This is a genomic window from Vannielia sp., assembly GCF_029212645.1.
Taxonomy (GTDB): domain Bacteria; phylum Pseudomonadota; class Alphaproteobacteria; order Rhodobacterales; family Rhodobacteraceae; genus Vannielia.
In genome coordinates this window covers 1-13502 of sequence record NZ_JARGND010000020.1, presented here as the reverse complement: position 1 = coordinate 13502, position 13502 = coordinate 1, and the positions used below count along the sequence as shown (strand labels likewise).

Sequence of the window (13502 nt, the reverse complement as noted above, 5' to 3'; positions counted from 1 at the left end):
CCCCCGGACCGGACTTGCAATTTGGCCGCAAAATGCGGGAATTTGGCGGCAGGTTCAACGGGCGAATTGCGAGGAGAGCACAGATCGAACTTTCAGCCCTCTCCCGCGAGTTGCCGGTGCTCATCGCCGGGCCAACCGCCAGCGGCAAATCGGCCATGGCGCTAGAGATCGCAAGCCGCTTTGGCGGCCGCATCATCAATGCCGATGCGCTCCAGGTTTTCTCCAACTGGCGCATCCTCACCGCACGCCCCTCGGCAGCAGAAGAAAACCTCGCACCGCACGCGCTTTATGGCCATGTGCCGGGGGATCAAAGCTACTCGGTCGGCCATTGGCTGCGCGATGTCACGCCGCTGCTATCCGGCCCCCGCCCCATCCTCATCGGCGGCACCGGACTTTACTTCACCGCCCTCACCGAAGGGCTGGCCGACATCCCCGAAACCCCGCCCGAGGTGCGCGCCAAGGCCAATTCCCTGCCGCTTGAGGCCCTGCTCGCCGCGCTGGATAACACGCAAAAAGCGCGGATCGACACCGCCAATCGCGCCCGCGTGCAACGCGCCTATGAGGTGCTGCACACCACCGGCAAACCGCTCTGGCGCTGGCAGGATGAAACCCCTCCCCCCCGCCTGCCCCTCACCCGCGCCCAGCCGATCCTGCTCGACGCTCCCAAAACCTGGCTCACCCCGCGTATCGAGCGCCGCTTTGATCTGATGCTCGCCGAGGGCGCACTAGAGGAGGCCCGCGCCAACCTCCCCGGATGGAACCCGAATCTCCCCTCCTCAAAAGCCATCGGCGCGCCCGAGTTGATCGCCCATCTGCGCGGCGAAATCCCCCTGAGCGAGGCAAAGGAACGTGCGACTATTGCAACACGGCAATATGCCAAGCGTCAGCGAAACTGGTTCCGCGCACGAATGAAAGCCTGGCCCAGCCTCGACCTCTCCACCGGCTAACGCGCCTATCTGGGGCCACCACCCCAGCCTCGCGCCATATATTGCGCTCCACCTATGGCGCCTCTGCACCGGCCCGCCTTCCCCTGCGGCACGCTTTCACGCCACGCCCCCAAGCGCCTTCTTGCTCTTTTGCAACCTGCCCCTTGATCGCACCCTCCGGCCCGGCCATCCTCTCGGGGCATCCGCCGGAAAGACTGCCTTGATGACACCCAAATCACCTCTCGCCCGCCCGCGCCCCGTTGCTGGCCCCCTCACTCCCGCCGCCCCAAAAGCGCCGATCGAGTTGATGCCGCTGGCTCGCCTCGCCACCGGCGGGCGCTGGCGCACCGAGGCGATGCGCTCTTACCACATGCCCTTGCTGCTCTGGTTCACCCGTGGCCAAGGGCGCATCACAGTTGCCGGGCTCACCCGTGGCTACGGCGCGCATAACGCGGTCTTTATCCCGCCGCGCACGATGTTTGGCTTTGAGGTCACATCGCAAGTGTTTGGAACGGCGGTGTTTTTTGAACCCAACGCCGAGATAGAGCTGCCCAATGGCCCCCGCCACCTGCGCGTCCGCGATGCCCTTCCTCAGGGGGAAATCACCACCTTCCTTGAGAACATGCAGCGCGAAATTGATGGCGACCGCCCCGCGCGTGACAAAGCACTCGCCCACCACGGCGGGCTGCTCTCCGTCTGGATGGAGCGCCAATTGGCCGAAGCTCAGGACAAACCTGATGATACCGCCGCCCGCCGCCTCTCCCGCCGCTTTACCGAACTTGTCGAACGCCAGCTTTACACCGGCCAATCGGTGTCGGACTTTGCTGAAACCCTCGGTGTCACCTCCACCCACCTGTCCCGCGCCTGCCGTGTAAGCTGTGGCCGCTCGGCGGGGGAACTCCTGTCAGACCGGGTCGGCTACGAAGCCCGCCGCCTGCTGGTCGAAACCGAACTGCCGGTGCGCCGCGTGGCCGAAATGCTCGGCTTCCGCTCGCCCGCCTATTTCTCGCGCAGCTTCCACGACCGCACCGGGCAAACCCCGTCAGAATTCCGCAAACAGCGCCGCCTCTGACCCGGTCAATCCCCCGCGCCCGCAGCGTTAACCCCGCTGCTCTATGTCAGATGACATGCGCATCACTTGTGCATGGGCTGTGCATCGCTTGTGGCCCTTCGCTTTTTGCGATTAACGCCACCGCGCCGCGCTTTCCAAAACTGGCGCACCACCCCAGCCCTTAAAGCTGCCGATGCCGTTTTCAACGCTCCGTGAGTTGCCCAAAGAATCGCCTAACCGGCCCCGCGTCTATAGCCCGGCCACCAGTTGCCTATCGGCGAACATGTGATTGACAATATTGGAAAATTCCGAAGTCCCGGCCGCCAAAATCTAAGCGAAAACAGCCCCAATCGGCAACGTGACCCGGAGCCTAGCTGCCCCAGATCCTCTTCACGTAATTCTTCGTCTCACGGTAAGGCGGCACGCCGTTATACTTGTCCACAGCCCCCGGACCGGCGTTGTAAGCGGCCAAAGCCAGCCGCCAACTGCCATAACGATCATACATCCACCGCAGGTATTTCGCGCCACCCTCAAGGTTGCTTTTCGGATCATGCGGATCAACCCTCAACTTGCGCGCAGTGGCCGGCATCAACTGCGCCAAACCAATCGCCCCCTTGTGCGACAGCGCCGTGGGTTTCCAGCCGCTTTCCTGCTGCACCAGCCGCAAAAACAGGTCTTCCGGCACCCCGTGCTTGCGCGCGGCCGCCTGCGCCATTGGCATGTAAACGCCCTTGTAACTCCCTGAATAGCGCGGAGAATTTCCTTTTCCAGGGGTGCGCACAGTTGGCGGTTGCAGCCGCACAGACCCGGCGTATTGCTTCTTGGCCCGGCTATCGAGAAGCCGCGTTTGATTGGCAAAAAGCTTCTTGCGAGACTTGGTGGAATAGCTGCTTTCAGCCCAAGTGGGTGTTGCGATCACAAGGCAGATCGCCGCCAGAATGGCCTTCTTCATGCCCCTTGTCCCTCTGCCTGTCCCAAACCCGTCACGCGCTTTTGGCCCGCAATTTCGAGGCGCATTCTATCCTAAAACCACCCCCGCGCCACCCCGCTTTTCTGCACAGCGGCGCATAAGGGCTGCCAAAGCGGTTTTACCCAACCACCAAAGGCTGTAGCGTGCCGGAAAGATTCGAACCACTAGATGTAGGGAGGTCCGCATGGCTGGATCGGTAAACAAGGTCATCCTGATCGGTAATCTCGGGCGCGATCCCGAGGTGCGGACATTTTCCAACGGCGGCAAGGTGGTAAACCTGCGCATCGCCACCTCGGAGAACTGGAAAGACCGCAACACAGGCGAGCGCAAAGAGCGCACCGAGTGGCATTCCGTGGCCATTTTCTCCGAGCCTCTGGGGCGCGTGGCCGAGCAATATCTTCGTAAGGGTTCGAAGGTATATATCGAAGGCCAGCTCGAAACCCGCAAATGGCAGGACCAAAGCGGCCAGGATCGCTACTCGACCGAGGTTGTCCTGCGCCCCTACCGCTCGGAGCTCACCATGCTCGACAGTCGCAATGATGGCGGCTCAGGCGGTGGTGGCGGCGGATACGGCGGCGGCTCACAAGGCGGCGGCGGATATGATGACCGTGGCGGCTACGATGATCGCGGCGGGTCCAGCCCCGCACCCGGTGGCGACATCGACGACGAAATCCCGTTTTGATCCCCACCCCCGGTTCCTGAGAAGGCAGAGCGGGGCTCACCCCGCTTCTGCCTCACGCTCTCAGAGCCTTATTGCCATTGCGGGTCGTTCTGGATCACCGCCCAGTCCCGCAGGACCGGGGCTGGCATGACCTCGGTACACAAATAGCCCCGCCCCATACCGCCGGTTTGTGCATTGGATTGCGTCGCAAAACCCAGGCACCAGGACGGGCCATTGGCATCAAACACCGTGTAAACATTGGGAAGTACCGGCGGCCACCAAGTGTCTTGCCCCGGTGGAAGCGGGATGTTTTCCGGCGGCAAGCTATCGGTGGGTTTGTAGCCTTGCACTTGGTCCACGCCCGGCTGCGCCGCCAAGGCGCGAAAGGCATCTTTGGCCCCGGTCGATTCTGCAACGTTTTCCGTGGTGCCAACATGGGCGATAAACCGGTTGCCGCCCCGGCGGAACGTCATGATGTAGCAGCCCGACATCGGCCCGGTGATGACCTTGCCCGCCAGCGGCGCCACAGTCACCCGACCGCCCCAATAGGCCAGCAGGCGCATCGGGTGCACCGCCACCTGAGCGCCCCCCGGCCCGGCGCGAACGGTGATGTGGATGTCGGCATAAGCGTCTTCCGCCACACCAATCGTGTTTCTCGCCGGGTCGGGGAGGTCAAGCGGCTGACCGGTCGCTAATCGTCCAACAAATTCATAGGGAAACGGCATAGTTATAGCTCCTGAATCGAAAAATGGCGGAAGGCTCCGCCGATTTGGGGATGCGTTGCGCCAGCCGCCTAATTGCGACCATCGCGGTTGCGCCCAACGAAACGTTGAGCCAGCCAAAAAGACCAAGATCAGATGCCGTTATGCGCCGAAATGCGGCGCCTGCGCGTGATCTGCAATGGGCACAACCTGAACGGGCGCTCCCCTAAGGTCAACCCTGTTTCCTGCCGGAAAGACCATCTTTCAAAACACCCAGAACCACCTCGCGTGGCACGTCCGAGGTGACAAAGCTCTCGCCGATTCCCCGCGCCAGAATAAAGCGCAACTGCCCGTCGATCACCTTCTTGTCCTGCCCCATAAGCTCCAGCAGGGCCTCGGCATCGGGCAGGCCACCGGGGATGTCGGCAAGGTCTTTCTTCATGCCCATCGCCGCCAGATGTTCGCGCACCCGACTCGGCGCTTCCTGCGAACACAGCCCCAAACGGGACGAAAGCTCGAAGGCCAGCGCACAGCCAATCGCCACGCCTTCCCCATGCAGCAAACGGTCCCCATAGCCGGTTGCGGCCTCCAGCGCGTGGCAAAAGGTATGGCCGAGGTTCAGCAAGGCCCGATCACCCTGTTCGGTTTCGTCTCGCAGCACGATCTCGGCCTTCATCTCAACCGAGCGACGCACCGCATAGGCCCGTTTTTCAAGGTCGCCAGCGGCCAGCGCGGGGCCATTTTTCTCAAGCCAATCAAAGAACTGCGCGTCCCCGAGCAGCCCGTATTTTTGCACCTCCCCGTAGCCTGCCAGAAAGTCACGCGATGTGAGGGTGCCAAGCGCCAGAATATCGGCCAGCACCAAGGCAGGCTGGTGGAACGCTCCGATCAGGTTTTTTCCCATCGGAGAGTTGATCCCGGTTTTGCCCCCGACCGAGCTATCGACTTGCGCCAGAAGGCTCGTCGGCACCTGCACAAAGCGCACACCCCGGCGAAGGACGGCGGCGGCAAATCCCACAAGATCACCAATCACCCCGCCCCCAAAGGCAACCACCACATCCCGCCGCTCAACCTTTTGCGCGATAAGCCACTCCACCGTGCGCGAAAACTGCTCCCAGCTCTTGGTGGATTCGCCCGCCGGAAGCACCAGCGCCACGCTGTCTATCCCCTCGGCCCTCAGCCCCGCTTCCAGCGCCGCAAGATGCGCCTTGGCCACGTTCTCATCGGTGACAACAGCAACCCGCGCCCGCTTGAGCAAAGGCGCAATCTCGGCCCCCGCACGGGTGATCAGCCCCTCCCCGATGCGGATATCGTATTCGCGGCCCTCCAGCGGCACATGAACCGTGTCTACCATGGTGTAACCCTTTGTTTTTCAGTCGCGTTCCAGCACATCGGGGCGCCGCGAAAGCACCTCCACGACAACCTCGACCATATCTTCGATGGAGTAGTCCGGCTTCGCTTCGGCGGCCAGCTCGGCCTTGGCGTATTGCGGCTCACGAACCCTGGCCAGGCTTTCCAGCGTGGCGCGGGGATCATCGGTGCGCAGCAGCGGGCGGGTGGTTTTGTGCTTCACCCGGCTCCAGAGCAGATCAACATCTGCCTTCAGCCACAGCGCTACCCCCTTGGCGTGGATCACCGCGCGGTTGCTCTCGGCCAGATAGGCACCACCGCCGGTCGACAGCACACAAGCCTGCCCTTCCATCAACCGCGCCAGCACCTCGGCCTCGCGGGCGCGAAAGAACGCCTCGCCATCACGCTCGAAGATCTCGGCAATCGTCATATTGGCGGCTTCCACAATGGCCGCGTCACTATCCAGAAACGGCACAGCAAGCCGGCGCGCCAGCGCCGTGCCAACCGCAGTCTTGCCGCAGCCCATCATGCCCACCAGGGCCACTGTCTTTTTAAGCCGCATTGCCAAGCTGTTGGCACCTTCCCGCCGGTTCAAGAAAATTTGTCATCCTCAATGGCGTGAACTTGCGCGAATTGCCATATATAATCTCTGTGTCCGGGGGGATGACAACGAGAAAAACAAATCGGCAGGACGGGCAACAAAATGATCCGGATACTCAAAATCCTTGTGATATTACTGGTGTTGGGGTTTGTCGGCCTCGTAGGCTTTGCCTATCTGGGCGATCTCAGCCCCCGTGTTGAAGATATACGCGAGCCGGTTGAGCTTGGCATTGATTGAGGTGAATGGGCGAAATGAAGAAGCGGCTGGTACAGCAAGGCCTCGTGGCAGGGGCCTTTGCGCTTGTGAGTGGCACGATAGCCACGGCTCAGGATGCGCCGCTCTCGTCGATTGATTGGCTGTCGGACAGCCTCGCCACCCCGGCTGCCGCGGTTGCGCCGCGCAATGAGCCGGGGGTGGCCAATTCGGCCAGCGTGGAATCAATCACCGTGGTGCCGCTTGATGCGCCCTCGCCAGATGGAATCGGGCTGATCCCGCGTCGTCAGGCCGGCTTGCCGGGCTCGCTTTGGGCGGGGTCTGACCTTGACCAGTTGCGCCGCCTGATTGCCACCTTGCCGGTCGATCCGCTGCCCGCGCAGCAGGATCTGATCCGCCTCATCCTGCTCACAGAGCTTGATCCGCCCATGGGCGCGGGCCCCGAGGGGCTGCTCTTTCAGGCGCGGGTCGATGCGCTTTTGGCCCGTGGCGCCCTGGATGAAGCCGCCGAAATGCTGGAGCGCACCGGCTCAAATTCTCCGGCGATCTTTCAGCGCGCGTTTGACGTGGCGCTGCTGCAAGGCCATGAAACCGCTGGCTGTGAACGGCTGCGCGAAACGCCCGGCATCTCTCCAAACTTCACCACCCGCATCTTTTGCCTGGCGCGAACCGGCGATTGGCACGCCGCCGCGCTCACCCTCGAAAGCGCGCGCGCCCTTGGCCATGTGTCAGAGGCCGAAGATGCGCTTCTCGCCTACTTCCTGGACCCAGAGCTTGCCGACACCGGCGAAAAACTCACCGCCCCGGCGCACCCTTCCCCGCTTGAATTTCTGATGTTCCAGGCGATTGGCGAAGGCATGCCAACCAACCCGCTGCCTCTGGCCTTTGCCAATGCGGATCTCAGCACAACCGCAGGCTGGAAGGCGCGGATCGGCGCGGCAGAGCGGCTGGCACGCGTCGGTTCGCTCTCCCCCGAGCGCCTGTTCACAATCTATTCCGAGCGTCGCCCCGCGGCCTCCGGTGGCGTTTGGGAGCGGGTCGCCCTGATCCAAAGCCTCGATGCGGCGCTCAAGGCGGGCGATGATAAAAAGGTCTCAACCCTGCTGCCACAGGCCTGGGAGGCGATGGCCGCCGAACGGCTGGAAATCCCCTTTGCCACCCTCTTTGGCACACGCCTCGAAGAGGTTCAGCTTACCGGGCAAGCCGGGGCGCTGGCCTTTCGCATTGGCCTCTTGAGCGACCAATACGAGCGCCTCGCCCTCACTCACCCCGCGCCTCCGGGCGCTGACGGCCCCTTCCTTGCGGCATTGGCCAAGGGTATGCCCGGCGAGGCGGCCGCCCCCGATGCCCTGGCCCGTGCAATTGCCGATGGCTTCAACGCACCCGCCCTGCCCGAAAGCCTGTCGCGCCCGCTGGCCGATGGGCGGCTTGGGGAAGCCATCCTGCAAGCCATGGCGGTGATGGAAAGCGGCACCCACGGCGATCTGGAGGATGTGACCGTGGCGATCGGCTTTTTGCGCGAGGTGCGTCTTGAAGAGGCCGCGCGCAAATATGGGCTGCAACTGATGCTGCTGCACCGGCGGGGCTGAGCCATGGCGCTCGCCGCTCGCTGGATCAACGCCTTCATCGCCGCACAGGCCGCCGAGCTTGATGCCGCCCGCAACACCCAGCTTGCCTATGCCCGCGATCTCACTGATTTCGCGGGGTTTCTTCAGCGCAAAGCGAGTGATCTCAACGCCGCCACCCGTGAGCATGTTGAGGGCTATCTGGTAGAGTGCGAGGCAGAGGGCCTTGCCAAATCCACCCGCGCGCGCAGGCTTTCAGCAATCAAGCAGCTCTACCGATTTGCCTTTGAGGAAGGCTGGCGCCCTGATAATCCGGCCCTCCAGATCAAGGGACCGGGGCGCAGCAAAGCCCTGCCAAAAACGCTGGAGCCCGAGGAGGTTGAGCGCCTGCTTGTCGCGGCGGGCGAGGTTGGGCGCGGCGATGATCCGCTGCGCAACACCTGCATGATGCAGCTTCTATATGCGACCGGGATGCGCGTTACCGAACTGGTATCGCTGCCGGTCTCCGCCGCGCGTGGCGACCCTCGGATGCTGCTCGTCACCGGCAAGGGTGGCAAGGAGCGCATGGTGCCGCTTTCCCCGCCCGCCCGCGAGGCTCTTGCGGCGTGGCTGGCGATCCGCGACGAGGCCGAAGAGCGCGCAAAGGCCGAAAAGGGCAGCCCGCCGTCGCGCTTTTTGTTCCCATCCCGCAGCAAGGACGGGCACCTCACCCGGCATCGCTTTCACGGGTTGATCAAGGACATCGCCGTTGCCGCTGGCGTGTCCCCCGCCCGCGTCACGCCACACCGGTTGCGCCATGCCTTCGCCACCCATTTGCTGGCGGGCGGGGCCGATCTTCGCTCCATTCAGGTGCTGCTGGGCCATGCCGATATCTCCACCACCGAGATCTACACCCATGTGCTGGACGAGCGGCTCAAGGAGCTGGTGCTGGAGCACCACCCGCTCGCGAAAGACCTCTAGGCAGCCTTGGCATTTAGCCAAGCCAAACCTCCCCAAGCCATTGCGACAACGCGGGTTTCTCGCAACAACGCTGCGTTGCACGACATTTGCTGCGATGGTAAAGACGAAACTCAGAAGTTGCGCTAGGGGCCCTCAACGATCATGGCCTTGTGGCTTCGGATGGCGTTTTTCGAAATTTCTTTAGGAAAACTCAGGTAGCATATGACCAAGGACATCCCCGAATTTACAGTCGGATGGTGCCATAACGCCTCGGGCATCAATGAAGCGTCAGTCTTTTTTGCGAAACATGTTGATTCCACCTACATATCGCACTCCGAGCTGATGTCGGCGCGCGCTGTGGATGAAACGACATGGAGCGACAACCTCGCCGATGTTGTAAATGCCGAATTGAGCGAGAGCATCCTTGCCGAAGGGGACTCAGCAGCCACCAAAACAAGCAAACTGTTGCTCGCCCGCGGGCAGGACCAACAGGTGCTTGGCATGATGATCTGGTCCTTCGTTGCCGAAGAAAAAGCCTATGCGGTTCTGGAAGATACTGTTGTTGATCCGGATTATCGCGGCCACGGGATTTTTTCGGAAATGTTCAATATCGGCCTCAAGGAGTGCAAGGCCCGTGGCGTTTCCCGTTTGTTTCTTGAGAGTGGGATAGGCAATGAAGGCGCCCACAAAATATTTGAGCGAATGGGGTTCGAGACAGTGTCAAAGGTAATGACGTACAAACTATGATCAATTTCAGTCAAATGGAGACGGCCGACTGGATCGCTATCGCATCAGTGATTGCCGGGCTCTTGGGTATTGCGGCCTCCAACCTTGTTGGCTGGTGGTCCACCCGGAAAACCCAGCGCGCAGAGGTGTACTTCAACCTCGAAATGGAAGCGAACCGGATCTTTGAAATCGCCCGCGAGCGCCCTGAGATGTTTCTCTACCTGGAGGGATTTGACCAACCTGAGACTGAGCAAAAAATTCGTCATGAACTTTTTTGGTTTCTGCCTCAGATACTGTCTCTCTTCGAGATCGCCATAATCTACCGCCAGCGGCGGATCTTTGAAGTTGAAATATTCTCAACCTGGATGGCGTGGATTCTGGAGCTTTCGCTAAGTGAGCGCTTTGACGAATTTTGGCAGGAACTGCGCCTCCACTATCGCCCTGAGCTGCGCGCGTTGCTTCAAATCGGGTTGGATTTGTCCAAAGACAAATCGTCTAACCTCGAAGAAACGACCGAACTCTTCTACGCGGCGGTTTCGGACAGGCTGAAAGACCCCGCAATTCTTCAGTATTATAAGAGCGCTCTGGAAGAGCTTAATATGGCGGATGGCGTGGATAAAATCAGTGTTTCTGACTATCGGGGGCTGCTCGTAAGCCAACGCGGTCGCAACGAAGCAACGGTGCAGCCGCCTTCAAACGGTGCGCCGTAAAGCCCAGTGGCAGACACAAAGGATGGGAGACTCAAAAGGGGCGTGCTTCCAATGAAACACGCCCCAGGAGATCACCTATCAAGATAGGGTTGCGGGCCTCGTCTGTCAAGAAGAGCGTAGGAAAAATTCTAACTACCCCAAAAACAGCCCCTGCCCCGCAAAGTAAAAAGGCCCACCAGAGCGGCGGGCCTTTTCGGAATTTCGGTGCCAAGGGCTGAAATCAGCGCTTGGAGAACTGGAAGCTCTTGCGCGCCTTGGGCTTGCCGTACTTCTTACGCTCAACCACACGGCTGTCACGGGTAAGGAAGCCAGCAGCTTTCAGCGCCGCACGCAGCGAGGGTTCATAAAGCTGGAGCGCTTTCGAGATGCCATGCTTGACCGCACCGGCTTGACCCGAAAGACCACCGCCTTTAACGGTTGCCTGCACGTCAAACTCACCTTCAACACCAGCAACCGTAAAGGGCTGGCGCAGGATCATTTGCAGCACGGGACGGGCAAAATACTTGTCCATCTCCTTGCCATTCACCACAACCTTGCCGGAGCCAGGCCGGATCCAAACGCGGGCAACCGCGTCTTTCCGCTTGCCGGTGGCATAGGCGCGGCCCAGATCGTCACGAACCGGCTCGCGGTTGATGATGGTTTCTTCGAGCACGGGGGCATCGGTGCCCTCGGCGACGGTGCCCAGCTCTTCGAGCGAATTCACTTGGTCAGCCATCGGTTAGACCCTCGTGTTCTTTTTGTTCATGGATTTGACGTCCAGCACTTCAGGGGCCTGAGCCTCATGGGGATGCTCGGTGCCAGCGTAAACGCGCAGGTTGGTCATCTGAACGCGGCTCAGCTTGTTGCCGGGCAGCATCCGCTTGACGGCCTGCGTCACCACGCGCTCGGGGAACTTGCCTTCAAGGATCTCACCGGTGGTGCGGGATTTGATGCCGCCCGGATAGCCGGTGTGCCAGTAGTTGGGCTTGTCGCGCTTGTTGCCCGTCAGCTGGATCTTGTCGGCGTTGATCACGATAACATTGTCACCCATGTCCTGAGACGGGGTGAAGGTGGCTTTGTGCTTGCCGCGCAGGCGCGTGGCAACGATCGAGGCAAGGCGGCCCAGAACAACGCCCTCGGCGTCGATCAGGATCCACTTCTTGTCGATATCCGCCGGGGTGGCAGAAAAGGTTTTCATAACTCGGTCCTCTCGGATTCGGGCACCTGACGCGCCCGTCGCATTCGATCAGGCGTTTCTAAGCATCTGGCGCACGCCGTCAAGGCCCGCAGAGTGGATAAAACCGTTCAATTACAATGGCATGCAATTACGGTATTATTTTACCCCACAAAAATCAGCGTTCTGGCGGGATCGAATAGGTCAGGCTGGCCCGCGCCACCACCTCTTCACTCCCTTCCGAGCGGATCAGGCAATCCCCCACCGCCAGCACACGCCCCAACTTCAACAGGCGGGTTTCGCAGATCAGATCACGCCCCGACTCGGGCTTGCGCATGAAATCAATCGAGCAATTGGTGGTGACCGACAGCCCCTTGGGCCCGATCCGGCTAAGGATGGCGAGATACATGCCCACATCGACCAGGGCAAACATGGAGGGGCCAGAAACGGTGCCACCGGGGCGCAAATGCCGCTCGGCTGTCAGCAGCCGCACGATGCAGCCCTCTGCCGTGACAACCTCAACCGCAAAATCCCCGTCCACCTGCGGGAATTGCTCCTTGATAAAGCTCTCCAGTGCCGCCTTGTCCATCACCACCCGGTCCATCATCGCTCCTCCTCTTGCGCTTCGCGTTCTGTCGCCCCAAACTTCCCGCCAAATGGAGGAATAGCAACATGTCCGAGCAGGTACTTACCCGACAAGATCACGGAAACGTAGCGGAAATTACCCTCAATCGTCCCGATGCGCTCAATGCGCTCTCCGATGATCTGCTCGCCGCGCTGTCGCGCGAAATTGCCGCTTTGCAGGGCGATGGCACGATCCGCGTGGTGATCCTGCGCGGCGCGGGCAAGGTTTTTTGCGCCGGGCATGACCTGAAGGAAATGCAGGCCGGGCGGCAGTCCGATGACAGCGGGCGCGCCTATTTTGCCGATCTCTTTCAACGTTGCTCAGAGGTGATGATGGGCCTTCAAGCCCTGCCCCAGCCGGTGATCGCCGAGGTCCACGGCATCGCCACCGCCGCCGGCTGCCAGCTTGTTGCCTCTTGCGATATGGCGATTGCCGCCGAGGGCACGCGCTTTGGCGTGAACGGGGTGAACATTGGCCTTTTCTGTTCCACCCCCATGGTCGCCCTCACCCGCAATATCCCGGCCAAGGCAGCGTTTGAAATGCTCTCGACCGGCACCTTCATTGACGCCGCCCGCGCCGAGGCGCTGGGGCTGATCAACCGCGCCGTGCCGCAAGATGCGCTGGCCGATGAAACCCGCGCCCTCGCCGCCAAGGTCGCCGAAAAGCTCGCCGCCGCCGTCAAGATCGGCAAACGTGCGTTTTATGACCAAATGCCCCTTTCCGCCCCCGAGGCCTATGCCCATGCCAGCGCGGTGATGGTGGAAAACATGCTTTGGCGTGATACCGATGAGGGCATCACCGCCTTCATCGAAAAGCGCCCCCCCGACTGGCAGAAATAACCGCCCGCACAGGACGGCCCCGCACCGGACGGCAGAGCGGGAAAACCTGCCTAAAGGTGGTAAATCTCGCCAAACTTCGCTTCGAGATAGTCCAGCAACGGCGCTTCGGTGGGCGCAACACCGCAGGCGTGCTCGATCGTGTCACGCGGCGTGCGCAACCCGCCGTGCTGTTGCAGGTTTTCGCGCAGCCATGTGGTCGCTGGCGATGTGTCGCCCTCGGCAAGCGCCTCATCCACCCCCGGCACCGCCTCATGGATCGCCTGCATCAGGCAGCCCGCATATACATTGCCAAGCGAATAGGTTGGGAAGTAGCCAAGCAGCCCCACCGACCAATGCACATCCTGCAAGCAACCGTTTGAGGGCTTATCGACCGGATAGCCAAAATCAGCCTCAAACCGGGTGTTCCACGCCTCTTCCAGATCCGCCGCCTCAAGCCGCCCGGCACCCACTTCGCGCTCAAGATCAAAGCGCA

General features: G+C 61.4%; 16 protein-coding genes and 1 pseudogene. 9 read left to right on the top strand and 8 right to left on the bottom strand.

Features of this window, described 5'->3' with window-relative positions:
* Positions 1–32 precede the first annotated feature (32 nt).
* Positions 33–947: a tRNA (adenosine(37)-N6)-dimethylallyltransferase MiaA gene (gene miaA / locus P1U55_RS08375; RefSeq protein ID WP_301047089.1), complete on the top strand. Its 915-nt coding sequence runs from the start codon at positions 33–35 to the stop codon at positions 945–947.
* A 202-nt stretch (positions 948–1149) separates the two neighbouring features.
* Positions 1150–1998 carry an AraC family transcriptional regulator gene (locus P1U55_RS08370; RefSeq protein WP_301047088.1) on the top strand — a complete coding sequence of 283 codons (849 nt, stop codon included), beginning with the start codon at positions 1150–1152 and terminating at the stop codon, positions 1996–1998.
* Between the two features lie 349 nt (positions 1999–2347).
* On the opposite strand, the gene P1U55_RS08365 is transcribed toward P1U55_RS08370, so the two are convergent.
* Positions 2348–2929, bottom strand: coding sequence for a lytic transglycosylase domain-containing protein (locus P1U55_RS08365; protein ID WP_301047087.1), 582 nt, complete (start codon positions 2927–2929; stop codon positions 2348–2350).
* A 202-nt stretch (positions 2930–3131) separates the two neighbouring features.
* Here P1U55_RS08365 and ssb point away from each other — a divergent pair, with 202 nt between their 5' ends.
* A complete protein-coding gene (gene ssb, locus P1U55_RS08360; protein WP_301047086.1) occupies positions 3132–3629 on the top strand; it encodes a single-stranded DNA-binding protein in 498 nt (165 codons plus the stop codon).
* A 68-nt stretch (positions 3630–3697) separates the two neighbouring features.
* Here the strand turns inward: ssb and P1U55_RS08355 are convergent, their stop codons facing one another.
* The 3 genes from P1U55_RS08355 to P1U55_RS08345 all read right to left on the bottom strand — a co-directional run bounded on the left by P1U55_RS08355 (position 3698) and on the right by P1U55_RS08345 (position 6260).
* Complete coding sequence (locus tag P1U55_RS08355; protein ID WP_301047085.1) at positions 3698–4333, bottom strand: hypothetical protein; 636 nt, start codon at positions 4331–4333, stop codon at positions 3698–3700.
* A gap of 208 nt (positions 4334–4541) precedes the next feature.
* Entirely contained in the window at positions 4542–5663 is a 1122-nt protein-coding gene (gene aroB / locus P1U55_RS08350) for a 3-dehydroquinate synthase (protein WP_301047084.1), read from the bottom strand.
* Between the two features lie 18 nt (positions 5664–5681).
* On the bottom strand, positions 5682–6260 hold the full coding sequence (locus P1U55_RS08345; protein WP_301047133.1) for a shikimate kinase: 579 nt from the start codon (positions 6258–6260) through the stop codon (positions 5682–5684).
* Between the two features lie 102 nt (positions 6261–6362).
* Between P1U55_RS08345 and P1U55_RS08340 the strand changes: the two genes are divergently transcribed.
* The 5 genes from P1U55_RS08340 (at position 6363) to P1U55_RS08320 (ending at position 10413) form a co-directional block, all read left to right on the top strand.
* Positions 6363–6497 carry a hypothetical protein gene (locus P1U55_RS08340; protein WP_301047083.1) on the top strand — a complete coding sequence of 45 codons (135 nt, stop codon included), beginning with the start codon at positions 6363–6365 and terminating at the stop codon, positions 6495–6497.
* A gap of 5 nt (positions 6498–6502) precedes the next feature.
* Complete coding sequence (locus tag P1U55_RS08335; protein ID WP_301047082.1) at positions 6503–8062, top strand: hypothetical protein; 1560 nt, start codon at positions 6503–6505, stop codon at positions 8060–8062.
* A 3-nt stretch (positions 8063–8065) separates the two neighbouring features.
* Positions 8066–8998 (top strand): tyrosine recombinase, encoded by a 933-nt coding sequence (locus tag P1U55_RS08330; RefSeq protein WP_301047081.1) that lies wholly within the window; start codon positions 8066–8068, stop codon positions 8996–8998.
* 201 nt (positions 8999–9199) lie between these two features.
* Positions 9200–9724 (top strand): N-acetyltransferase, encoded by a 525-nt coding sequence (locus P1U55_RS08325; protein WP_301047080.1) that lies wholly within the window; start codon positions 9200–9202, stop codon positions 9722–9724.
* Positions 9721–10413, top strand: a complete 693-nt coding sequence (locus P1U55_RS08320) for a hypothetical protein (protein WP_301047079.1) — start codon at positions 9721–9723, stop codon at positions 10411–10413. The genes P1U55_RS08325 and P1U55_RS08320 overlap by 4 nt, the downstream gene beginning before the upstream one ends.
* Positions 10414–10633: 220 nt before the next feature.
* Here the strand turns inward: P1U55_RS08320 and rpsI are convergent, their stop codons facing one another.
* The 3 genes from rpsI to P1U55_RS08305 form a co-directional block, all read right to left on the bottom strand.
* Entirely contained in the window at positions 10634–11128 is a 495-nt protein-coding gene (gene rpsI, locus P1U55_RS08315) for a 30S ribosomal protein S9 (protein ID WP_301047078.1), read from the bottom strand.
* 3 nt (positions 11129–11131) lie between these two features.
* Positions 11132–11590 (bottom strand): 50S ribosomal protein L13, encoded by a 459-nt coding sequence (gene rplM / locus P1U55_RS08310; protein ID WP_301047077.1) that lies wholly within the window; start codon positions 11588–11590, stop codon positions 11132–11134.
* Between the two features lie 154 nt (positions 11591–11744).
* Positions 11745–12173: a PaaI family thioesterase gene (locus tag P1U55_RS08305; RefSeq protein ID WP_301047076.1), complete on the bottom strand. Its 429-nt coding sequence runs from the start codon at positions 12171–12173 to the stop codon at positions 11745–11747.
* 65 nt (positions 12174–12238) lie between these two features.
* Here P1U55_RS08305 and P1U55_RS08300 point away from each other — a divergent pair, with 65 nt between their 5' ends.
* Positions 12239–13030, top strand: a complete 792-nt coding sequence (locus P1U55_RS08300; protein WP_301047075.1) for an enoyl-CoA hydratase — start codon at positions 12239–12241, stop codon at positions 13028–13030.
* 50 nt (positions 13031–13080) lie between these two features.
* Here P1U55_RS08300 and P1U55_RS08295 read toward each other — a convergent pair.
* A pseudogene (locus P1U55_RS08295) lies at positions 13081–13502 on the bottom strand (carboxypeptidase M32); the annotation flags it as partial.

Coding starts and splice junctions, on each gene's coding strand:
- rpsI (WP_301047078.1), bottom strand. CDS start 11,128: ATGGCTGACCAAGTGAATTCGCTCGAAGAGCTGGGCACCGTCGCCGAG.
- P1U55_RS08300 (WP_301047075.1), top strand. CDS start 12,239: ATGTCCGAGCAGGTACTTACCCGACAAGATCACGGAAACGTAGCGGAA.
- P1U55_RS08355 (WP_301047085.1), bottom strand. CDS start 4,333: ATGCCGTTTCCCTATGAATTTGTTGGACGATTAGCGACCGGTCAGCCG.
- P1U55_RS08320 (WP_301047079.1), top strand. CDS start 9,721: ATGATCAATTTCAGTCAAATGGAGACGGCCGACTGGATCGCTATCGCA.
- P1U55_RS08325 (WP_301047080.1), top strand. CDS start 9,200: ATGACCAAGGACATCCCCGAATTTACAGTCGGATGGTGCCATAACGCC.
- P1U55_RS08305 (WP_301047076.1), bottom strand. CDS start 12,173: ATGATGGACCGGGTGGTGATGGACAAGGCGGCACTGGAGAGCTTTATC.
- P1U55_RS08335 (WP_301047082.1), top strand. CDS start 6,503: ATGGGCGAAATGAAGAAGCGGCTGGTACAGCAAGGCCTCGTGGCAGGG.
- P1U55_RS08330 (WP_301047081.1), top strand. CDS start 8,066: ATGGCGCTCGCCGCTCGCTGGATCAACGCCTTCATCGCCGCACAGGCC.
- P1U55_RS08365 (WP_301047087.1), bottom strand. CDS start 2,929: ATGAAGAAGGCCATTCTGGCGGCGATCTGCCTTGTGATCGCAACACCC.
- P1U55_RS08340 (WP_301047083.1), top strand. CDS start 6,363: ATGATCCGGATACTCAAAATCCTTGTGATATTACTGGTGTTGGGGTTT.
- P1U55_RS08370 (WP_301047088.1), top strand. CDS start 1,150: ATGACACCCAAATCACCTCTCGCCCGCCCGCGCCCCGTTGCTGGCCCC.
- ssb (WP_301047086.1), top strand. CDS start 3,132: ATGGCTGGATCGGTAAACAAGGTCATCCTGATCGGTAATCTCGGGCGC.
- rplM (WP_301047077.1), bottom strand. CDS start 11,590: ATGAAAACCTTTTCTGCCACCCCGGCGGATATCGACAAGAAGTGGATC.
- miaA (WP_301047089.1), top strand. CDS start 33: ATGCGGGAATTTGGCGGCAGGTTCAACGGGCGAATTGCGAGGAGAGCA.
- aroB (WP_301047084.1), bottom strand. CDS start 5,663: ATGGTAGACACGGTTCATGTGCCGCTGGAGGGCCGCGAATACGATATC.